12 protein-coding genes are annotated in these 24,271 nt (G+C 40.0%); 6 read left to right on the forward strand and 6 right to left on the reverse strand.

Annotated elements, in window-relative coordinates; translation table 11 throughout:
- Positions 1 to 149: 149 nt before the first annotated feature.
- Positions 150 to 779, reverse strand: coding sequence for a LytR/AlgR family response regulator transcription factor (locus SY85_RS02040; RefSeq protein ID WP_066401551.1), 630 nt, complete (start codon positions 777 to 779; stop codon positions 150 to 152).
- Between the two features lie 219 nt (positions 780 to 998).
- Between SY85_RS02040 and SY85_RS02045 the strand changes: the two genes are divergently transcribed.
- The 3 genes from SY85_RS02045 (at position 999) to SY85_RS02055 (ending at position 7,798) form a co-directional block, all read left to right on the forward strand.
- Positions 999 to 2,825 carry an ABC transporter ATP-binding protein gene (locus SY85_RS02045; RefSeq protein WP_066409248.1) on the forward strand — a complete coding sequence of 609 codons (1,827 nt, stop codon included), beginning with the start codon at positions 999 to 1,001 and terminating at the stop codon, positions 2,823 to 2,825.
- A gap of 91 nt (positions 2,826 to 2,916) precedes the next feature.
- On the forward strand, positions 2,917 to 3,330 hold the full coding sequence (locus tag SY85_RS02050) for a DUF3276 family protein (RefSeq protein WP_066401552.1): 414 nt from the start codon (positions 2,917 to 2,919) through the stop codon (positions 3,328 to 3,330).
- An 85-nt stretch (positions 3,331 to 3,415) separates the two neighbouring features.
- Positions 3,416 to 7,798, forward strand: coding sequence for a T9SS type A sorting domain-containing protein (locus SY85_RS02055; protein ID WP_066401553.1), 4,383 nt, complete (start codon positions 3,416 to 3,418; stop codon positions 7,796 to 7,798).
- A gap of 54 nt (positions 7,799 to 7,852) precedes the next feature.
- Here SY85_RS02055 and pgi read toward each other — a convergent pair whose 3' ends face one another.
- Positions 7,853 to 9,502 carry a glucose-6-phosphate isomerase gene (gene pgi / locus SY85_RS02060; RefSeq protein WP_066401554.1) on the reverse strand — a complete coding sequence of 550 codons (1,650 nt, stop codon included), beginning with the start codon at positions 9,500 to 9,502 and terminating at the stop codon, positions 7,853 to 7,855.
- Positions 9,503 to 9,524: 22 nt separating this feature from the next.
- On the reverse strand, positions 9,525 to 10,541 hold the full coding sequence (gene ltaE, locus SY85_RS02065; RefSeq protein WP_066401555.1) for a low-specificity L-threonine aldolase: 1,017 nt from the start codon (positions 10,539 to 10,541) through the stop codon (positions 9,525 to 9,527).
- Positions 10,542 to 10,787: 246 nt separating this feature from the next.
- Between ltaE and SY85_RS02070 the strand changes: the two genes are divergently transcribed.
- From SY85_RS02070 to SY85_RS02080, 3 genes are all read left to right on the forward strand, one after another.
- On the forward strand, positions 10,788 to 13,244 hold the full coding sequence (locus SY85_RS02070) for an outer membrane beta-barrel family protein (RefSeq protein ID WP_066401556.1): 2,457 nt from the start codon (positions 10,788 to 10,790) through the stop codon (positions 13,242 to 13,244).
- A 253-nt stretch (positions 13,245 to 13,497) separates the two neighbouring features.
- A complete protein-coding gene (locus tag SY85_RS02075; protein ID WP_066401559.1) occupies positions 13,498 to 15,948 on the forward strand; it encodes a TonB-dependent receptor in 2,451 nt (816 codons plus the stop codon).
- 249 nt (positions 15,949 to 16,197) lie between these two features.
- Complete coding sequence (locus tag SY85_RS02080) at positions 16,198 to 18,654, forward strand: TonB-dependent receptor (protein WP_066409250.1); 2,457 nt, start codon at positions 16,198 to 16,200, stop codon at positions 18,652 to 18,654.
- A 103-nt stretch (positions 18,655 to 18,757) separates the two neighbouring features.
- Here the strand turns inward: SY85_RS02080 and thrC are convergent, their stop codons facing one another.
- The 3 genes from thrC to thrA all read right to left on the reverse strand — a co-directional run bounded on the left by thrC (position 18,758) and on the right by thrA (position 23,579).
- The gene (gene thrC, locus SY85_RS02085; RefSeq protein ID WP_226998974.1) at positions 18,758 to 20,077 is read right to left on the reverse strand and encodes a threonine synthase; all 1,320 of its coding nucleotides are present in this window, start codon (positions 20,075 to 20,077) and stop codon (positions 18,758 to 18,760) included.
- Positions 20,046 to 20,993, reverse strand: coding sequence for a homoserine kinase (locus tag SY85_RS02090; RefSeq protein ID WP_066401561.1), 948 nt, complete (start codon positions 20,991 to 20,993; stop codon positions 20,046 to 20,048). Before SY85_RS02090 ends, thrC begins: the two co-directional genes overlap by 32 nt.
- A 144-nt stretch (positions 20,994 to 21,137) precedes the next feature.
- Positions 21,138 to 23,579, reverse strand: coding sequence for a bifunctional aspartate kinase/homoserine dehydrogenase I (gene thrA, locus SY85_RS02095; protein WP_066401562.1), 2,442 nt, complete (start codon positions 23,577 to 23,579; stop codon positions 21,138 to 21,140).
- Positions 23,580 to 24,271 lie beyond the last annotated feature (692 nt).

Below are 24,271 nucleotides of genomic sequence, written 5' to 3' on the forward strand. Positions count from 1 at the left end.
AAGTGTTTCTTTAGAAAGAATTATAGAAATTATTTTTCCTTCTCTTCCTGTTCTTTATATCAAGGCTGGAATAACCGAAATCGGAGTAGATTTTAGACGTAGCTATCTTATGGATGTCAAATGCAATATTTTAATGAGAAAGTGTTTTATCAAGCTCCTAACCATTCCTTAAAATTGCTTACTCGTTCTTTACTTACAAACAACTCTTCAGATACAGCAATATTGAGCTTTAATTTCAATCGGTTGTTAAAATGCGTGTGCACCTCTTCAATTGCTTTGTAGGATATAATATAAGATCGGTTTATCCTAAAGAATTCATCTTTGTTGATGATACTACTGATCTCTTCAATTGTTTTATCAACAATGTAAGTTTTATTATTCCACGTTTTTATAAAATTCAAACGGTTTTCCGCATAGAAGTAGGCAATCTGTTCAGCGCCAACAGAGATTAGTCTAGTTGAATGTTTAACCAGGAAGCGATGTTTCACTAGTTTAAGATTGTAAGCGGTATCGTCTTCCTGCAGTTGTGATGGCTGAGGTGTATTACTTGAAAGCTTGTCAGTAGTTAGGAGATAAGCACCGGGAAGGTCTTGAATTTGCTTATACTGCACTTCTGTCAATTGCTCAACAGGAATAACCAGCATTTCTTTTTTACCAGTTTGTAGTTCTTCTTTTGATAGAAGCTTACGGAGGGGCTTTCTGCTGCTTATTTTTTCTTCATTCTTCAAATCAATGCATAGAGATGTATGCTCTTTAGATAAAGACACGTCAGCTTTCATAGAATGGATTTATTTGAGCCACACAAAACTACCAAATGCAGACCCACCTTAAATCATATGTAGCACCAATGGTATAATTATGCGATGAATCGTCCTTATTTGGGCACGAAAAGAATTACTTGAAACTTGCATAGAATAATTTTATTATCCGAAAGGTTGTTGTTTGCATACTATTAACAGCAAACATGTATCCGTGCAGTACATTTGAAAAAAAAAGGTGTGAAGCATTTAGGAGCCCTTAGAAAGTATTTTTGGAAGTATCGTCATCGGCTGAGCATTGGTATTTTGTTTATTTTAATATCAAACTACTTTGGTGTATTGGCACCCCAGGTTACTGGATATATTGTAGATAAAGTACAACGTAGCTTACACCTGGCCGGATATCAGCACCCCCCAAAGCATAAAAGCTACGATACATTCGTTCAGTATTTTATCCAAAAAATAGAAAGTATTCAATTGTCTTTACCGGCCATAGTGGCCATTTGTGGCATTACTATCTTGGTTTTGGCATTACTTAGAGGTTTGTTCATGTTCTTTATGCGCCAAACCATTATTGTAATGAGCCGTCATATAGAATACGATCAGAAAAATGAGGTATATGCTCACTACCAGCAATTAGATGTAAACTTTTACAAGCAAAACAGTGTAGGAGATTTAATGAGCCGTATTGCTGAAGACGTAAGCCGTGTGCGTATGTTTACAGGGCCTGCTATAATGTACCTGATAAACCTTTTGGCCTTGATATCAATGACGGTGTTCTTTATGATAAAACGCAGTCCCATATTGACTTTATATGTGCTGGCTCCGCTTCCTATTTTGGCAATCATTATTTATACCGTTAATAACATTATTCATAAAAAAAGTGAAGAACTACAAGCCACATTAGCTTCTCTTACAGTAAACGCACAACAATCATATAGCGGAATACGTGTTATCAAGTCATTTGTACAGGAAGGTGCTATGTTTGACTTTTTTGAACGCAATAGCGAGAAGTATCGAAAAGAGGCGGTAACACTTGCAAAGATTGAAGCTTTGTATTTTCCCTCTATGTCATTTTTTATTGGTTTAAGCACCTTGCTTACAATAATGATCGGCGGTCTTGCTTATATCAACGGAGAGGCCATTGGGCTGGATACGATCGTTGAATTTGTGATCTATATAAACATGCTAACGTTTCCGGTTAGTGCCATTGGCTGGACAGCCAGTATGATTCAGCGTGCGGCATCATCGCAAAAACGCCTAAATGAATTCCTGCAAACAAAGCCCGCTATAGCCAACGCTTTTACAGCAGAAGTAATTGAGTGGAAAGGGCAAATTCAATTTGAAAACGTTGATTTTGTCTATCCGAATACGGGAATTCATGCTTTAAAGAACTTTTCGTTGGAAATCAAGCCGGGAGAGCGTGTTGCAATTGTTGGAAGAACAGGAAGTGGTAAAACAACGATTGCTCAATTATTGCTCCGGCTATATGATGTGTCATCAGGCAAACTTCAGATAGACGGCCATGATATAAAACATGTAGATCTGGCCGCCCTTCGCTCACAAACAAGTTATGTTCCGCAAGATGGGTTCTTATTTAGTGACACAATTGAAAACAATATCAGCTTTGGTTTGCCGGGTGCTAATTTAGAAGATGTTGAGAATGCCGCCCAGTTGGCATCGGTACATAAGGATATCATGGCATTGCCTTCAAATTACCAAACGGTGGTTGGTGAAAGGGGAGTAACACTTAGTGGCGGCCAAAAACAACGGGTTTCTATAGCCCGGGCCCTGGTGAAAAATACCTCAGTTTTGATCTTAGACGATTGCTTGAGTGCCGTTGATGCGCGTACAGAAAAGGAGATTTTTCATAATATTGAAACCTATATGGCTGGAAGAACGGCCATAGTTATTACGCATAAACTCACTAATCTCAGTGGTTTTGATCGGATTGTAGTGATGAATAATGGTCAAATTGCAGAATCCGGCACACATTCGGCATTAATGAACCAGCAAGGCGAGTTTTACGAGATGTATTTAAAGCAGCAAGATGGTCGTAATAATTAATTTATCGCAAATTTGGCTGTAAAAAAAACATAATTATATTTGTAAGGTATAATGAATCAAAAGAATTAACTAACTGTCAAAAATTCAAACTGTGGCGTACGAAAACAACGACAAGAAAATGGAGAGCATTTACAGCAAGAGAATCCGTGCTGGTAAACGCAGAACGTACTTCTTTGATGTAAGAGCTACTCGTGGTAACGATTACTACCTGACCATCACAGAAAGTCGTAAGCGTTTTAACGACAATGGTTACGACAGACACAAGATTTTCTTGTACAAAGAGGATTTCAACAAGTTCATTAAAGCGTTGAATGAAGCAGTTGATCATGTTAAAACGCAATTAATGCCAGATTTTGACTTTGATGCGTATAACCATGATGATATTTCTGATGAACACGATATGGATGATGTAGCTGAAACAGTTGAAGTTCCTGCAACAGCTGCTCCTGCTTCTGTTACTGCGCCTGCCGCCACTTCATCTCAGGATGAAGTTGATAAATGGTAATCAGCAATCTTATTTATTATATTAAAAACCCTCAGTGAGGGTTTTTTTATTATATATATCTTTGATTCTGAGTCCTAACTGTCCTATGAAGAGAACGCTACTGCCAGTCCTGACGCTTTGTTTTTTACTTTCTATACTATTCCTAATTCCAGAAAGACCGTTACATTCTAATTTAAATAAGAAACATAAGATCCCTAAAAAAGACAGAATTGATCTGGCTATTCAGCAAGAATACCAGCTAACAAGGGATCCTGGTAGTAATTCCGTTCCCGTAGAAAGATTACTCGCAGCAAAAGCATTACGTGATAAAAAGCTGGCTTCCCGAGCCAACTTAAGAGTTTCTGGTATCAATTGGCAAGAAAGAGGACCCTATAATGTGGGGGGAAGAACCCGGGCTTTAATGTTTGACCTTAATGATCCTACTTATAAAAAAGTATGGGCTGCAGGTGTAGGTGGTGGATTGTGGTATACAAATGATATTAGTGTGGCTTCACCAGTTTGGACTAAAGTAAACGATTTCTTTAATAATATAGCTATAACCGCCATAGTGCAAAACCCGTTGAATCCTCAGGAAATGTATTTTGGTACAGGTGAAGGGTGGTTTAATGCAGATGCTATAAAAGGTTTAGGAATTTGGAAAAGTATCGATGGTGGCATTACCTGGACTCAATTGAATGCAACCAGCAACTTTTCTTTTGTAAATGACCTTTTAATTGATAAAGGTGGAAATATTTATGCCAGTGTTCGTCAAGGCCAAGCTTCTGATGCTGCGGGTATTCAAAAGTCTACTGATGGCGGCACAACCTGGTCGCAGGTCTTAGTTGGCTCTTCAGCTAGGGGAACTGATCTTGAACTAGCGAGTAATGGCGATATATATGCTTCAGTAGGCATTTTTGACAATGGCGGTGTTTACCGATCTAGCTATGCCACTAACACTACAAACACCGGTAATGCAGGCACTTGGGTCAATATTACGCCTAATACAAGCGGTTCTATAGCTTCACCTGCCAACTTTTGGCACCGTATTGAATTGGCTTGTGCACCATCAGATCCTTCTATCGTTTACGCTTTGTTTCAGGGCTATGGCTCCAATTATTGTACATCTGTTCAGCAATATAATAGTACTAATAATACATGGGCTGTAAAAACAGTTCCTCAATTTATTGATAATGGCGCTTCTGCAATATTTACAAGGGATCAAGCTTGGTATGGTTTAACAGCAGCAGTCGATCCTAACAATTCAAATAGTCTTTATGTAGGTGGGATTGATGCTTTGCGTTCAGATGATGGCGGGGCCACTTGGGCGCAAATGACATCTTGGAGTCTTGAAACCGGATTTACAGCAGCACAAAATGTTCATGCCGACCAACATGCAATTGTATTTGCACCAGGTAGTTCTTCACGGGCTGTTTGGGGAACCGATGGTGGTGTTGATTATACAGATAACGCAAATATTATTTCAGGTAAACCAACCTATACTAACAAGAACACAGGATACAATGTAACCCAGTTATACAGTGCTGCTCTTCATCCATCCAGTACAAATTATTTTTTGACAGGCGCACAGGATAACGGCACGCAGAAGTTTACGAATGCTGGTATGAATAATACCACTGAGGTTTCAGGAGGGGACGGTGCTTTTTGCCATATAGATCAGGACAACCCTAATATTCAGATCACGTCTTACGTTTACAATAACTATTTTGTATCTACTAATGGGGGGGCTAGTTTTAATAATACCCGGTTTTTTAATAATAACGGTGGTTTTATAAATCCTACAGATTATGATGACGCCCAGAATATTTTATATGGCGGAAACTCAGACGGTACATTTTTCCGTTGGAATGATCCAGCTACAGCGGGTAGTACGACAGCCTCGGTAAGTGTTTCGGCATTTTCTGGGAAAGGCATAACACATGTTTACGTTTCTCCGACTACTTCAAATCGTGTTTACTTTGGTTTAAATAATGGGTCGGTCATTAGAGTTGACGATGCTAATACGGGCACAACAAAAACTGGCACAGTCATTAAAGCTGCTGTTGGATCTGTTTCTGTTTCATGCATAGCAGTTGATATTGCTAATGAAGATCATATGCTTGTTACCTATAGTAACTATGGTACAACTAGTATTTACGAATCTTTCAATGCCAATCAGGCTTCACCCACTTGGACTGCCGTAGAGGGAAATCTGCCTGATATGCCAGTACGTTGGGTTGTATTTGATCCCCGGAATTCAGATTGGGCAATCATAGCTACCGAGCTAGGTGTATGGTCAACAGATGATTTGAATGGATCTTCTACCAATTGGGAAACAACAAATAGTGGCTTGGCCAACGTAAGGGTCGATATGTTGCAATACAGACCCTCTGATCGGACTTTAGTGGCGGCTACCCATGGACGTGGCCTGTTTACTACAGTTATTCCTAATGTAACAACGCCGGATATTAATTTTTCATCTAGCGCTGCATCAGCATCAGAACAGACAACTTTATCTTCAGGTTGTCGCTCATATACAGATGTAACACTGAATATGACGATCGCAAACGCTCCAACAGGCGATGCAAGTGTTGCTCTAACTATCAAGCCGGGCAATACGGCCACTGAGGGTGTAGACTTTGATTACACTACAAATGGCGACTTTAACAGCATAAGCCATGCAATAACGTTTGCAAATGGTGCAACGGCCAATAAAGCCATTACCATACGTGTATATAATGACACTGAAGTGGAGGCTGCAGAATCCTTTACATTGGAATATTCTTTGTCTGGAACCACGAATGCTAAAAAGGGCGCATCTTATCAGCAACATACATTCACCATTAATGATAATGATATAGCTCCTGTCGCAGGCAGTACAGCAACTATTGGAACTCCGGATTATTACCTGGGAGATAATACTGGAGCTCCGCCTTTTAACTCAAGACTCCGTTTTTCAAAGTCAACGATATTGTATAAAGCCAGTGAGTTAAGTGCCCAAGGTTTATCTGCTGGTTATATAAACTCTATTGCATTTTATTTACAGAAATATAGTTCTCGACCCTTTCTGAATCTTCAAATAAAAGCCAGGCTGACCTCTTTAAATTACTTAATAGATGGCGCTGTGAACGTAGTTTCAACTTCGATTGTGGGTTCATATAGCAGTTATACAACAGTTAACGGCTGGAATACATTTAACTTCAATACTCCATTTTATTGGAATGGTAGTAGCAATATTGTAATAGAAGTATGTTACGATAATGGTAGTACTAGTGCTACTGAAAACTCCGATGTTGCATTCGGATACAGCGATGGCGGAGCGCCGGCACAGGATAATATGTATTGGCAGGATAATCTAAGCTGCTCTGGTTCTTATTCACTAGTAAATTCATTTGGTAATGGTGTTAAACCAATGGCTAGATTCTCAATAGGTACTGCCGTTGCAACTGCACTAAATTCAACGAAAGCAGAATATCTAGGTCCTAATAATGATGTATACTTTTATTCAGCAACAGGCGAGTTGATGGCTCGTATTAAAAACCTGTCTGCTCATAACTTTGGTTGTACACAACTTACGATCGACAGAAGTGGAAACGGCGCTACGGCATTTACTAATAACGTGTCTGCTAACTTTTTAATGAATAAAACGTTTAGAGTCGTTCCAACTACAAATAGCAGTTTAGGTAACTATGAGATCACTCTATACTTTACGCAGGCAGAAGTGCAAGCCTGGGAAGCCGCAACGGGTAGTTTGTGGAGTAATATCCAATTAATTAAAGTTCCAAGCCAGATATCCAATTATTCTCCTGCAACTCCAATGCCTGATGGCGCAGGGGCAGCACAGGTAGTGGTTCCCATTAGAGGTACATTCGGAACAAACTATACCTTAACGTATACATTTAGCAATGGTTTCTCCGGGTTTGGTGCAGGTATTCCAAGTATTACAGCGTTGCCAGTTCGTTTGTTAAGCTTTCAAGGCAAGTTGATGGATCAATCTGTTGCGTTGAACTGGATAACTACCTATGAGCAAAACAGTAAGTTATTTATTGTTGAAAAATCTACAGACGGAACGAACTTCTACAAAATCGGTTCAGTTAATGCTAAAGGCACAAGTATTACTGTAAATGATTATCGTTTTACGGATAATGGACCTAGTTCTATTAATTACTATCGTTTAAAAATGGTTGATCTTGATGGTACTACAACTTATAGTCAGATTATAAAGATTCAATATGAGGATGCTCCTCAGAAAGTTTCTGTTTTAACGAACCCATTCGAATCATTTATTGATTTACAGTTTGCTAAAAAAGCGCAAGTTGTTTCGTTGCAGTTACTTCAACTCAATGGAACTATAGTAGAAGAAAAACTGTTTAAAGTATCTGCAGAAAAACTAAGTTGGAGTTTATCAAATTCTACATTGAGTAAAGGCGTGTACTTGCTGAGAATTACAGCCGATCGGCAAATATTTATAAAGAAACTGATTAAGAAATAGTCATAATAGAAAAGCCCTCTTTAATGAGGGCTTTTTTATTATGAAGTAATTTACTTACTTCCTCATTTCCTTAAAGGCGTTTATTAATCCATTTGTGGAAACATCATGAGAGGCAACTTTATCCTCACCTTTCAATTCTGGTAAGATCTTATTGGCAAGCTGTTTTCCTAACTCAACACCCCACTGATCAAAGCTGAAGATATTCCAGATTACACCCTGCGCAAATATCTTATGCTCATAAAGGGCAATTAATTGTCCAAGGGTAAATGGAGTGATCTTTTTAATTAAGATTGAGTTGGTTGGGCGGTTTCCTTCAAATATTTTGAAGGGAGCTAGCTTGGCAACTTCTTCTTCACTTTTACCAGCTTTCAATAATTCCTCCTCTACCTCTTCTTCCGTTTTGCCATTCATTAAAGCCTCTGTTTGGGCAAAGAAGTTAGACAGTAGCTTAGTATGATGATCTCCAATAGGGTTATGTGATTGGGCCGGAGCAATAAAATCACATGGAATTAGCATAGTGCCTTGATGAATTAATTGGTAGAAAGCATGTTGACCGTTGGTGCCAGGTTCTCCCCAAACAATAGGGCCAGTGGCATATTCCACCTGCTCGCCATTACGGTCAACACTTTTACCATTGCTTTCCATATTTCCTTGCTGAAAATAGGCGGCAAAGCGGTGCATGTATTGGTCATATGGTAAAATAGCTTCGGTTTGTGCCTCAAAGAAGTTGATATACCAAAGACTGATTAGCGCCATTAAAACAGGGATATTCTTTTCTGGAGATGTTTCTCTGAAGTGTTTATCCGTTTCATGAGCACCTCTTAATAATTGCTCAAAGTTGTCGTAACCAATGGTCAGCGCAATGGATAAGCCGATAGCACTCCAAAGTGAATATCGACCGCCAACCCAGTCCCAGAACTCAAACATATTTTCTTTGCTGATTCCAAAGGCAGTTACATCTTTTTCATTGGTCGATAAGGCTACGAAATGCTTAGCTATATGCGCTTCATCCTTTGCCGTCTTTAAAAACCAGTCCCGTGCGGTATGAGCATTGGTCATGGTTTCCTGTGTTGTAAAGGTTTTTGAAGCAATCAGGAATAAGGTTTCTTCTGGATTTACTTTTTTCAGCGTTTCCTCAATATGGGTAGCGTCCACATTAGAAACAAAATAAGCCTGTACGTCTTTCCAATAGGGGCGTAGTGCTTCTGTAACCATTAAAGGGCCCAGGTCACTACCGCCTATGCCTATGTTGACAATGTATTTGATCCTTTTGCCAGTATAGCCATTCCATTCACCACTATGCACGCTTTCACAAAAGCGCTTCATTTGTTCTTGTACACGTTTTACGTCGGGCATTACGTTCTTTCCCATACTGTATACAGGCTGACCTGAAAAATCGCGTAAGGCCACATGCAGAACGGAGCGTTGTTCCGTTTCATTGATCAAGTCGCCTTCAAATAAAGCTTGTATAGCATCAGTCAGTTTGCACTCATTAGCTAATTGTAGTAGGAGTGTAAGGGTCTGATCTGTTATACGGTTTTTAGAAAAGTCTATGAAAATATCCTTGAAGCGAATAGAATATTTGTCAAACCGGGTATCATCTTTTTTAAAAAGCTCACGCATATGCATAGGTCTTATCTCATTGGCGTGCTGCTCTAATGCTGTCCAGGCTTTGGTTGTGGTGGGGTTTATTTTGGGAAACATTGTAAAACTATTTGGCTAAGGTTTATAATTGTTGGAAGATGCGAATGGTTTCATTAATCATATCAGGTGTAACATCTAAGTGGGTTACTAAGCGTATTTGGGTAGCAGAAATGGCATAAGCAAGTATACCTTTTTCTTTGAGTTGTGCTACCAGGTTTTGAGGCGTATACCCCTCCGCCACAGTAAATATGACGATATTAGTTTCTACGGGTAAAACCTGTGAAACAAACGGCAGTTCGTTTAAAGCCGCTTCCAATTGTTTGGCGTGTTGATGATCTTCTTCCAGGCGGTCTACATGATTTCGGAGAGCATATATACCAGCTGCTGCAATAAAGCCAGCCTGGCGCATGCCTCCACCAAAAACTTTACGGATACGACGGGCTTTTTTGATAAAATCGGCTGGACCAAGCAATACGCTTCCAACCGGGCAGCCTAAGCCTTTGCTTAAACAAACAGATATAGTGTGAAACAATTGGCCAAACTCTTGTGCCGACTGTTTTTTTGCTACAATAGCATTGTAAAGACGGGCCCCATCCAGGTGTAACTTCAGCCCACGTTCATCACAGACCGTTCTGATTTTTTGTATTTCCTCCAATTCATAGCAACTACCGCCACCACGATTACAGGTGTTTTCCAGGCTTACCAAGCTGGTGTGGGGTTTGTGAACATCATCTGCATTTATACTATTTCTTACCTGATCGGCTGTTATGCGTCCTCTATTACCCTGTAATAATTGAACAGAAGCACTAGAATTAAAAGCTATACCACCTCCTTCATATTGATAAACATGTGATGTAAAATCGCAGATTACTTCATCCCCTGGTTGAGTATGACATTTAATGGCAATTTGGTTGGTCATAGTTCCGGAAGGACAGAAGAGGGCTGCTTCCATACCAAAAAGATCGGCGGAAAGGGCTTCTAATTCATTTACGGAAGGGTCATCTCCTAATACATCATCACCAACTTTTGCCCGCATCATGGCTTCTAACATACCAGCTGTTGGGCGGGTTACGGTGTCCGAACGGTAATCTATTATCATCGTATCAATTTAAGACATGAAGATAAGATGCCATTGATTAGCATAAGCGACCTGCCATCCGTTATATCTACCGCTGCTCCCAGATAAAGGCTCTTGTGTAACCCTGTTTCACCTTTTGCGTCACATTAATCAAGATACCGGTCATCCTCCCCATTTACCATTCATTACAAAACAATGTACTTTACATTGCATAGTACCTAAGTTTGTAGTGTAATATTTATCGCAGAGTACTATAAACCTATTACGATGAGAAAATTTTTATCTATACTAACACTTATTACAGCCTCTAGCTTTGGTTATATAAGCCATGCACAAACCAGCCCATTCAAAGTTTCAGGTGCCGTTCAGGATGTAACCGGAAAATCACTGGAAGCAGCCACTGTCAATTTATTAAGAGCAAAAGACTCAAGCATTGTAAAACTGGGAGCTGCCGATAAGAGCGGACAGTTCGCCTTTGAAGTAACAACAGATGGTAAATATTTGGTTTTAGCCTCAGCTGTTGGTTATACAAAACTGTATAGCCCCTCTTTTGAATTAACTGCTGCTAATCCTATTGTTTCGCTTAAAACCCTGCAGCTTGATAATAAAAGCACTTCACTGGGAAATGTTACGGTTACGGCAAAAAAGCCACTGGTTGAACAGAAAATTGACCGCACAGTAGTTAATGTTGAAGCTGCCGTTACCAACGTGGGTTCTTCAGCTTTAGAAGTGTTGGAAAAATCACCTGGTATTACAGTTGATAAAGATGGCAACATTAGCCTCAAGGGAAAACAAGGCGTAATGGTATTGGTAGATGGCCGCCCGACCCAATTAGGAAGTGCAGACTTAGCCAACTTACTGCGCAATATGAACGCTAACCAATTAGACCAGATTGAGATCATGACCAATCCGCCAGCGAAATACGATGCTGCCGGTAACGCTGGTGTTATCAATATTAAAACGAAGAAGAATAAGGCTTTTGGGTATAATGGTAGCTTAACGCTTGGTTACGGCCAAGGCTGGTTGCCTAAAGCCAATGAAGGATTCAACTTTAATTATAGAGGCGGTAAGGTTAACCTGTTCACCAACCTTAGCCATAACTATCGCAAAAACAAGAACTACCTGGAAATCCACCGCAACGCATTAGACCGCAATACAAAAGAGATCAACAGCTCAATTGAACAGCTAGCTAAAATGGTAAATGAGAACAACTCATACAATGCCAAGGTAGGTGTTGACTATTTTGCCAATAAAAGCACCACTTACGGAATTGTATTGGGCGGCTTTGCCAATGTTGGAGAAGGTTATAGTGTTAACAATGCTTATGGCTATAATGGCAGCGGTTTAAAGAGCAAGCATACCGTTTCTGATGGTGGTGGTAATAATAATTTCAAAAACTTTAGCACCAATCTGAATTTTAGAAAAGTATACAAGGCAGAACGTGAGTTAACAGCCGACCTGGATTATAATACCTATAATACCAAAGACGATCAGTACCTCTACACGCATTATAATGATGCAATTGGTAATAAAGTAGGCAGTTCCGATACACTATTCAGTATTATGCCACAAAACATCAATATCTATAGTGGCCGTTTAGATTACCTGCATCCATTGAAAAAAGGGGCTCGTTTTGAAACCGGTGTTAAAACAAGCTTTGTCAAAACGGATAACAATGCCCGCTACGATACTACCGATAATGGTAGAGTGGTTACAGACGCCAACCGGTTAAACCACTTTGTGTATGAAGAAATGATCAATGCTGCTTATGCAAATTTCAGTTCACCATTGGGTAAGAAGTGGTCAACCCAGCTAGGCCTGCGTTTGGAAAACACGATCTCTAAAGGCAATCAAATCACGCAAAACAAAACCTTTGAACGTCCATATACGAATTTGTTCCCAACAGCTTTCTTGCAATATAAAGCAAGCGAAAAGAATGTGTTTGGTTTGAATTATGGAAGAAGAATTCGTCGTCCAAACTATGAAAGCCTAAATCCATTCGTTGAATATATTGACCCCTACACCTTCCAAAAAGGTAACCCTTACCTGAAGCCTCAATTCAGCAATAATATTGAACTGAGCCATACGTTCAGAAACGTACTGACAACAACCTTGAATTATACAAAAACAAACGATATTATTCAGCCAGTGATTGAGCAGTATGGAGATACCGCTTATGTAAACCAAAGCAATATCGCCAACCAACGTCAGTATGGAGTTGCAGTTAGCCTGAATATGCCGGTTACTAAATGGTGGACGACCAGTATCTATGTAAATGCTTCTGATAATCGCTTTGCAGGTATTATTGACAATACACCTGTTGTGGTTAAAGCTAAAATGGTAATGCTTAATGGATCACAACAGTTCAAATTTGCTAAAACCTGGAATGCTGAGTTGAGTGGTTTCTGGAGATCAAGTGGTATTGAGGGTGTTATCGCAACAAAACCTGTAGGTATGCTAGCCATGGGATTAAGCAAGCAGGTGTTGCAAAATAAGGGAACCGTTCGCTTAAACGTAAGAGACATCTTATATACTCAAAAGTTCAGAGCAGAATCCAAATATGCCAATGTTGACGCTGGTTTCAAAGAGTGGAGAGATAGCCGCGTAGTAAATCTGGGTTTTACTTACCGCTTCAGCAAAGGAAAGATGAATGGTGGACCAAAGCGTAGAAACGGTAGCGCCAATGATGAACAAAGTCGTGTGGGTGGCGGTAACGGTAACTAATAGTACTACAACCAAAATCAATATACATCAAACAATCCCGTTCATTTAGAGCGGGATTGTAGTTAAACATCTCTGCTTTAACAGTTTTTCACAAGTTTTTCTTTTCATAAGCCCAAAGGACCGTTCGTGTATTGGTAACGATTAAGGCCCATTGAAAACGTCCATAGCTCGCTTTATCATAAACACCTATTCAACCCAATAAAAGCTTTACACTTTTGCCATGAAAATTTTTCAGCTCAATAACACACTACACATGAGAGTTAGTTTTACAATCGTTTTGATGTTGATACTGCTAACATCAACGGCTTTCGCACAATCGTTAGGAAAAATATCAGGAGAGGTAAACGAGACTGGTAATAAAGCCTTAAATGGCGTTTCAGTATCGTTATTAAAAGCCAAAGACTCTGCTTTGGTTAAAGTGGCTGTTTCAGATAAAAGCGGTCATTTTGAATTTGATAATATTAAAGAAGGTCAATACCTGGTTACATATACATCGGTTGGCTTTGAGAAAAAAGCGACACCGGTATTTGAACTTACAAGCGGAGGTAATGTACAAATGCCTGCTGTTATCTTACAGGAAGCTTCAAAGGGTTTGTCCGGTGTAACCGTACAAGCCAGAAGACCATTAGTAGAAAACAAGATTGATAAAATGGTAGTGAATGTAGATGCTTCACCTACCAATGCAGGTTCTAACGCGTTAGAGGTTTTGGAGAAGTCTCCAGGTGTTAGTGTTGATCGCGATGGAAACATCAGTATTAAGGGAAAGCAGGGAATTATTGTTTTAATTGATGGTAAACAAACATACCTGAGCGGTCAGGATTTAGCCAACCTGTTACGTAATATGCCTGCTAATCAGTTGGATCAGATTGAGATCATGACGCAGCCTTCAGCTAAGTTTGACGCTTCTGGAAACTCAGGTATCCTGAATTTAAAAACAAAGAAAAGTCTTGCCAAGGGCTTTAACGGCACCATCAATCTTTCCTACGTACAGGGCCGTTATCCAAAATCACCAAACAGCATTGGTTTTAACTATAGAACGGGTAAGATCAATTTCTTTTCTAACCTGAGCTATTCTTATTGGACTGGATTCAACGATCAGCACCTTACCAGAAAGATCGGGGAGTCAGTGTTTGATCAGCAGGCCGATCAGAAGAACAGCAGCCATAATTACAGTGCCAGAGTAGGATTGGATTATAGCATTGATAAGAAGACCACAATAGGCTTCCTTGTAAACGGTATCTATAATAAACGCAGATGGGAGAATATTGGCAAGGCAGATATCATAAGTAAAAATGTATTGGACTCTTTCACTACAGCACAAACCATCAATCGCGATACATGGCAAAATTTTGGTGCAAATGTTAACTTTAGAAGGGTGTTAAATGCTGAAGGTCGCGAGCTGACAGCAGATTTGGATCGCATTCAATACGATACGCGTAGTCGCCAAACTTCAGACAACTATACCTATTTGCCAGATGGACAGTTGTCCAATCATTCAGGTAATCCATTTTTATTAAGGGGTAACCTTCCTTCCAAAATCACTATTTACAGTGGTAAAGTAGATTATGTACATCCGCTATCAAAAGAATCTAAATTGGAAGCTGGTGTAAAAAGCAGTAACGTCTCTACCGATAATGATGCCCAATACTCCAATTATAGCGTACCAGAGAGCGAGTGGGTAGTTGATAATACCAGAAGTAACCGCTTTAAATATGAAGAGAATATCAATGCTGCGTATATCAACTTCAATCGTCAGATAAAGAAATGGGGCATTCAAACAGGTTTGCGTGTTGAAAATACCAATTCTACGGGCCACCAGTTGGGTAATGCTTTGCAAAAGGATTCTTCTTTTAAAAAGAGCTATACGCAGTTGTTTCCAACAGCTTATTTAAGTTATGCTCTCAACGACAATAACCAGTTTGGGTTATCATATGGTCGTCGTATTGAAAGACCAAATTACCAGGATATGAATCCTTTCCAGTATTTCCTGGATCAGTACACTTTCCGTCGGGGTAATCCTAACCTTACACCCCAGTTTACCCACAATATTGAGCTGAGCCATAATTATCGTAAAGCTTTAAATACAACAGTAAGTTATACCGCTACTACTGATATCTTAAATGATATCTTAAAGCAGAACGATGAAACAAAAGTGACTTTCCAAACTAAGGAGAATGTAGCTAAGCGTCAAACGCTGGGAGTGGCAGTTAGCTATAATGCTCCCATTACTAAATGGTGGACGTCTAGTGTGTATGTAAATGTCAATAACAGTCATTATGAAGGTATCGTAAATAACCAACCTTTGGATGTGCAATTGACTTCTTTCATGGGTAATGCCAGCCAGCAGTTCCGCTTTGCTAAAACATGGAGTGCTGAAGTAAATGGATTCTATCGCACCAGCGCACAAGAAACAGGAATGTTCCTGATTAGGCCTATGGGAGTTGTTTCTTTTGGTTTTGGTAAACAGATCTTAAAAAATCAAGGTTCCTTAAAATTGAACATTTACGATCCGTTCTATATCCAACAAGCAAAAGTGATCATCAAGCATGAAAATATTGACGCGGTTGTGCTAAATAAATGGGATAACCGCCGTGTTGCAATCAACTTCTCATACCGCTTTAGTAAAGGCCAAAACGTACAGCAACGCAAAAGAGCCAGCAGCGCGCAGGAAGAGCAAAATAGAGTAGGAGGCAATGGTCAATAAAATTAATTAGTTTTCTCATGTGCATGTACGGCCCCTCTTTCCAGAGGGGCTTTTGTTTTGATACACGTAAAGTCTTTTAACAAATTTTCACAACAACTGCATTTTAAACGATTTAATTGCCGCTCGTGTATTGGTAAGGTTTATATCCCTTCTGCACAGCCGAAGCCTCAATTCATCATAATTACGATTTTGTTCGTAAATGTATGAGGCATTTTTGTAATCCAATTAAACCAACCAATGCCAATTGTAATGAAAACAGTTCTTTCAACTTTTTTTCTTTGTTTCTTCAGCCTCTCTGTATGGGCGCAGACAGGTGCCCGAATTGCTGGTCAGGTACAGGAAAGTGATAATAAAGCCTCTATTGGGGGCAGTGCTTCTCTTTATAAAGCAAAAGATTCAACTTTAGCTAAAGTCGCTGTTACTGATAAAAATGGACAATATGAATTTGTAGGTATAAAAGCTGGTCAATATTATATTGTATTTACGTCTGTTGGCTTTGAGAAGAAAGCAACAGCTGTTTTGGATGTTGCAGAAAATGCAACCGTTCAAGTTCCTGTTATTTCATTGAAGCAAGCTGCGAAAGACCTAACGGGCGTTATCGTACAAAGTAAAAAACCATTTGTTGAAACCAAATTGGATAAAACAGTTGTAAATGTAGAAGCTTCACCTACTTCAGCCGGTTCGTCCGCTTTAGAGATATTAGAAAAGTCGCCTGGTATTATGGTAAATAGTGATGGAGCTATCAGCCTTCGTGGTAAGCAAGGAGTTATTGTAATGCTTGATGGCAAGCCTACTTATTTATCAGCAGCCGATTTGACTAACATGTTAAAGAATATGCCGGCTTCTGCTTTAGATCAGATTGAGATCATGACAAATCCTTCTTCTAAGTATGACGCTTCAGGCAACTCCGGTATCATTAATATCAAAACCAAGAAGGGGAAAGCTGCAGGCTTCAATGGAAGTGTAACACTTGGCGCTACATCTACAGTATACAATATTGATGGTAAAACGTATTATTCGCCCCGATCTCAAAACAGTTTCAACTTCAACTATCGTAAGAACAAGTGGAACTTCTTTGGTAACTATAATCCCAACCTGTTCAGAGGGCGCAATACACAAAACATTTTCAGAAAGAACTTTGATCCTGGCACTGGAGAATACATGGGCTATACGGATCAAACCATTCGTTTCAAATTTGGCAATAATAACCATACTTTAAAACTGGGAGCCGATTTGTATGCTGATAAGAAGAATACTTTTGGAGTAGTTGTAAGCGGTTTTGTTTTTGATGGCCATCCAAGACCGCGTACCACGGCAGAAGTTAAAGATGCAAATGGAAGGCTGCTTTCCGGTATGAACTCATTCACGGATAATAATTTTTCTCTTAAAAACCTTACTACCAACTTTAACTGGAGACACCAGTTTGATTCAAAAGGTAAGGAACTAACAGCAGATGTTGACTATGTGAAATACAGTAATCATGGTGAGATGCTATTGGAGACCAATCCTTTTGATGCCAACAGAACACCTGGCGCTCAATTGCTCTTAAGAGGAGATCTGCCATCCAGCATTGATATAGTGTCTGTAAAGAGTGATTATGTAAAACCCTTTAAAAACGGACGCCTGGAAGCGGGTTTGAAGTCCAGCTATGTAAAGACAGATAACCTGGTAGACTACGAGTATCTGGCCAACAGCAAATGGCATGTAGACAATCGTTCAAATCATTTTATCTATAAAGAGAATATTAATGCTGCCTATGTGAATGGAAATCGTCAGCTTGGAAAGTGGACATTGCAGGGTGGCTTACGCTTGGAAAATACAAATGCTACGGGCAATCAAATTACCTCTAATGAAAAGTTCAGTAGAGATAGAACCAGCCTTTTCCCAAGTGCTTTCATTAGTTATGAAGTAGACAAGAATAACAAACTGACAACTTCCTATAGTCGTCGTATTAACAGGCCAAGCTATCAGAACCTGAACCCATTCTTGTTCTTTGCCGATTCTCTTACTTATCAAAAGGGAAATCCATACCTCAAGCCACAATATTCAAACAACATAGAGTTAAGCCATGCGTTTAAAGGAAAATTCATTACAACCCTGGCTTATAATAATACAACCGATGTAATTGCCCAAATCATCAAGCCGGATGGTGTAAAAATGTTCAACACTTTTGATAATGTGGCAAAGCAAAACAATATTAGCTTGTCATTGACAATACCAGTCAAAGTAGCCAAGTGGTGGAATGCCAATTTCTTCTCAACAGTGTTTAACAACAATTACGAGGGTATTTACAACAACAAGCCATTTGATGTGTCCAATACTTCATTTTCGGCTAACCTAAGTAACAACTTTACATTAGGTAAAGGTCTGACCGGCGAGCTTAGCGGTTTCTATCGTCACAATGTGATTGACCAAATCACTTATCTGAAACCAATCTACCAAATGAGTTTGGGATTACAGCAGCAGGTTATCAAAGGAAAAGGTACAGTACGCCTGAACATTCGCGATCCGTTCCAATGGCAGAAGTTTGAAGGTTATAATCGCTTTGATGGTATTGATATGAGCTTCAAGAACCGTCCGGATTCCCGTTCTGTAACAGCCACCTTTACATATCGCTTTGGAAAGAGCACACCACAAAACCAGCCTCGCCGCCGTACTTCCAGCTCACAAGAAGAGCAAAGCCGCGTAGGCCAGGGTGGTCAATAAATAAAGACATTATTTTCTCATGTAAACGTCGGCCCCTCTTTCCAGAGGGGCCTTTTGCTTGAATGTGATATAGAAGTAAGAAACTAGAATCCTAAAATACTATTCATCTGCGGTCCATTAAATACTCTCGAAAACGCTCCCAATCCTTTTTCATTCGTATTACCTCCTTTTGTTTATTCAAAAGCTGTTGTACTGCTGAAGGTAATTCAAGCTTTTCCTTAATGATGGGTTCCACCACATCAAAAAACTTAACAGGGTGTGCTGTCGCTAAAAATATTCCTGACTGATCAGGATGATCTTCTAAATAGTGCTGCAACGCCAAATATCCTACAGCACCATGCGGATCTAACAGGTAGCCAGATTGTGCATATACATTCGAAATAATTTCTCGCGTGGCAACATCTGATATACAATAAGAACGCATCACTTCTTTCAACGACCCCAACTGATGATCAAATAGTTCCAATACTCGCACCCAGTTACTTGGGTTCCCAACATCCATTGCATTAGATATTGTTGGAACTGCCGCTTTAGGTGTATAGATTCCTGTTTGTAGATAATCAGACACAACATCGTTGACATTGCAGGCCGCAATAAATTGTTTAACTGGCAATCCCGAACAGTAAGCTAATAAGCCGGCGCAGATATTTCCAAAATTGCCACTTGGAACAGATATCACAGGTGGTTGCGCAGAATGTGGCCATTGCTGTAAGGCAAAGAAGTAATAGAATTGTTGCGGAAGCCAACGGGCTACATTAATGGAGTTGGCTGATGTTAGAAACATTCGGCTATTTAGTTCGTTGTCAGCAAATGCCTGTTTTACTAATTGCTGGCAGTCATCAAAACTACCATCTATAGCTATAGCCGTAATGTTATTACCTAAGGTGGTAAGTTGTAGTTCTTGAATGTTGCTGACTTTGCCAGCAGGGTATAAGATGATTACATCTACTCCTTCTACATTATAAAAGCCATTGGCCACAGCGCCACCAGTGTCACCAGAGGTTGCTACTAATACGGTAACCTTCTTAGCCTGTCCATGCATAAAATAGCCAAGGCAGCGACTCATAAACCGTGCTCCTACATCTTTAAAGGCAAGAGTAGGGCCGTGAAAGAGCTCTAAGGCATAGCTGTTTTCATTAACAGGCACCAATGGGAAATCAAAGGCAATGGTCTCTGTTACTATGTTGTTGAGTACATTCTGAGGGATATCAGCATCTACATAAGGTTTGATCACTTCAAAGGCAATTTCTTCTTTTGGTAGTTGGTGCAGCTCTTTTATAAAGGATGAAGGCAACTGAGGAATACGCAATGGAAAGTATAAACCTTTATCAGGAGCTTGCCCTTTTATGGTGGCCGTTCTGAAGCCTGCTTTCTCTTGTGGATTATTGGTACTATAATACTGCATGATTGTCGTTTGTTTCATCAAAAAGGGTAACGCCTTGGCAATTAATGTTGCTTTTGTAGATATGGGCAGGTATGCCAAGCTGTTGATATACATCTTCCATTTCTTGTGCTACTAACGTAGCTGTCGACTCGTCAGCACTCAGCATAAATATGGAAGGACCCGAACCAGAGATGCCACCTCCTAAAGCCCCTACTTGCAGGCATTTCTTCTTTACGTCGACAAAGCCAGGGATCAAAACACTGCGTACAGGTTCTATGATCACATCTTCCAGCGAACGACTAATAAGACCATAATCTTCTTTCATTAAGCCTGCAACCAATCCTGCAATATTGCCCCATTGTTTCACGGCATTCTTTAATAATACTTCTTTGCGTAAGATCTGACGGGCATCAGCCGTACGCACTTCTATTTGCGGGTGAACAATGCTAACATAAAGAGGTGGCGCTGTAATAGGGATGATGTCAAGTGGAAATATAGAACGCACTAATGTAATTCCGCCATAAATACAAGGAGCTACATTATCGGCATGTTTTACGCCCGATGCTACTTTTTCACCAAACATGGCCAGGCGCACCAGTTCGTCTTTAGTAAAAGGTTGGTTAAGTAAGAAATTAGCAGCTACTACAGCACCAGCTGCACTTGCCGCGCTGGAGCCAATGCCGCTACCAGGCTTAATGTTCTTTTGAATAATAACATCAAAGCCTATATCCTTATCCAGTTTCTTGATCATTTCCAGCAATGGTGCTCCCGCTGTATTCAATGCCGGATCTGTTGGCAAGGGGTAGCCATCTGCACTTTTTATGATTACTTCTCGGTCATCTCGCAAACGCACTTCCATAATATCGAAGGGCACTTCTGTACACAGACCCAATACATCAAAGCCACAAACAAGGTTGGCAATAGTTGCCGGCGCCTTTACTTTTATTGTCTTCATAAAACATTAATCCATTTCTTTCTTTAAAAACTCACTTTGAAATGCTCTCATTAACCTGATCGTTCATCCCTCATTCAAGATTCAATATTCCTTGTTCCTTTCAACTTGTTAACCTGCCAACTGCCAACTGTCAACTCCCAACTATCAAACACTCGCCGCCCTTATAATATCCGCAAACACACCCGATGCTGTTACTTCAGCACCTGCACCAGCTCCCTTGATTACCATAGGTTGATCTTTATAGCGGTTGGTATAAAACAGTACAATATTGTCCTTGCCATACAGGTGGTAGAAATCATGTTGTGGGTCAATCTGCTGAAGCCCTACCGCCGCTTCACCATTCTTGTAGTTGGCTACAAACTTTAATTTCTTACCATTAGCAGTAGCTTCGGTATAAAGCTTTTTGAAATGTGCTTCTTGTCGTTCCATTTCTGAATAAAAGTTTTCTACACTTCCTTCCATACAGGAGGCTGGCATAAAGGAGTGATTGACTATTTGTTCCATTTCTAACCGGGCGCCAGCCTCTCTGGCTAGTATCATGATCTTGCGCATCACATCGGTCCCTCCTAAATCGAGTCTTGGATCAGGTTCAGTATACCCTTCATCCTGTGCCTGCTTAACTACAGTGGCAAAAGAGCGGGTGCCATCATAGTTGTTAAATACAAAGTTTAAAGTGCCACTAAGTACAGCATGTATCTCGTTAATAGCATCACCACTTCGCAATAGATCGTTAAGAGTGCCAATGACTGGTAAGCCAGCACCTACATTGGTCTCAAACAAAAAGGAGGTATGCCGGTCAGTGGCCATTCCTTTTAAGTGTTGATAGTTGTTATAGGCTGATGAGCAGGCTATCTTATTACACGCTACTACAGAAATACTTTTCAAAAACAGGTCGGCATAAGTATTGGCAACAGAGTTACTTGCAGTTACATCTACAAATACCGAGTTCCGCAAGTTCATTGTTTGTATCCGGTTGATGAAAGCTTGCAGATCCATTGGCTCCGCACTATCCAGTCTATCTAATTGGTTTAAATCAATGCCGTGTTCTTCAAATAGCATACGCCGACTGTTTGCAATACCTATTACACGCAACTGTATGTTGGCATTCTTTTGTAGGTATGCTTGCTGCTGCTTTATTTGGGCTAACAATCGACTGCCAACATTGCCAGTGCCTATAATGAATACATTAACTTGTTTGTAAGTCGTTTCAAAGAATTCTTCATGTAGTACATTAATGGCTTTCTTTACATCAGCCGAAGCAATAACAGCAGATATATTTCTCTCAGAAGAACCTTGAGAAATAGCTCTTACATTAATGCCATTTCGTCCAAGCGCACCAAACATCTTACCACTGGTGCCTGCATGGTTTTTCATATTATCACCTACAAGCGCTATAATAGACAGGTCTTGTTCAACAACAATAGGGTTGACCATACCACGATTGATTTCATAGGCAAATGCTTTATCAAGAGCCTTTTTCGCTTTCGTAGCGATGGAAGCTTCAATGCCTACACAGATAGAATGCTCAGAAGAAGCTTGGGTTATAAGAATTACATTGATTTCACAAGAAGCTAAGGTTTCAAAGAGAAGCTTGGAATAGCCAGGTATGCCTATCATACCGCTTCCTTCCAGGCTAATCAACGAAATATTCGCAATGCTGGAGATTCCGCAAATGGTGCCCTTTGTGTGTACGATATTGCTTTCTATAATGGTCCCATGATCTTCCGGTGCAAATGTGTTTTTGATCCAAACAGGTATGTTTAATTGCATAGCTGGCTGAAGGGTAGGAGGATAGATCACTTTTGCACCAAAATGCGAAAGTTCCATGGCTTCCTGGTAGGATATACGCGATATCACCTTAGCATGTTTTACCTCTCGTGGATCAGCGGTCATCATACCCGATACATCTGTCCATATTTCTAATACAGAGGCTTGCAGGGCAGCAGCAAAAATGGCGGCTGTATAGTCAGATCCACCACGGCCTAGTATAGTGATTCTTCCTTCTTCATCACTGGCTATAAACCCGGGTACAATCCATAACCCATCTGATTGTTTAGGTATAACCGATTGAATGCTTTTGTTTGTAGCAGGAAAATTAACTACCGCCTTTAGGTAGTTAGAGTCTGTTACTATATGCTTCGTTGCATCAAGCCAGGTGTTTGTAATGCCGTGGGTGTTAAGATAAGTTGAAACGATATGAGAAGATAGCTGTTCGCCAAAGCTTAATATTCGGGCAATAGTGCGGTCCGAGAGCTCTTTTAAATGATAGACACTGTTACAGATATCTTCCAGTTCATTAAACTGTTGAATGATAAAACTAAGAATGCTGCTTTGTATGGCTACAGGTACCAGTTCTCGGGCCATATCCAAATGACGCTGTGTGATACTTTGTATGAGTTCTTTGTATGTAACATTTCCTGTCGCTGCAAGTGAGCCACATTGCAATAGTTGATCAGTTATTTTGCCAAGTGCAGAAACAACCACTACTAAGGGTTCATTGGTCTTTTTAGCTTGTAGAATAGAAGCAACGCTTCGGATAGCATCTGGTGTGGCTACAGAAGAGCCGCCAAACTTTAATACTTGCATAAGTATGCTTATGAGTTACCGTAAATAAATAAAGGATCAGGTGAGAGTAGCTTAAATGCCCAATTGGCGATATGTATAGACACAACCCTTTCGGGTTGTTGTTGTAATAGTAGTCGTTGTAGCTGTAGTAGCCACAATCCCAACATTGATATATGTATTAGATACTATCACTATTACTAGATGAGGTAAACAAGATAGAACATTAATTCGGTAAAACCAATTTTAGCTATTGCATACACCATACAATATGAATACGACTGCAAAGAATTTATAATACCTTACCCTTGTGTTTAGGTCTTAACAATAATAGCGGCATAGTAAAGTCAGTCTTCCTTGCCTGCTACTCCTAGGTTCCTTCATGGCCACTCCTCTGTCCCTTCATGGTTACTCCGTATCCATTCCTTAGTTACTCCGTATGGAAGCCTATTTAACTCCGTATCACACCCGTACCTCGGCCGATCCTTCGGCATACCTTACCTGTGCCCTGACCCGTATCACACTATCCACACACCATTAAGAAACAATAAAAATTAGTATAGAAAGGAATAATATGAAAGACAGAAACATTTTAAAAGAGAAGAATCTAAAGATACAAAACCTGCCCCTGTAGAGCAAGTCCTTTCTTTACTTGTACCTTGAACATTGATAATTGAGCATTGAACATTCCTTCTTCCTTCATCATTCCTTGTTCA

The organism is Flavisolibacter tropicus (assembly GCF_001644645.1).
Classification (GTDB): Bacteria; Bacteroidota; Bacteroidia; order Chitinophagales; family Chitinophagaceae; genus Flavisolibacter; species Flavisolibacter tropicus.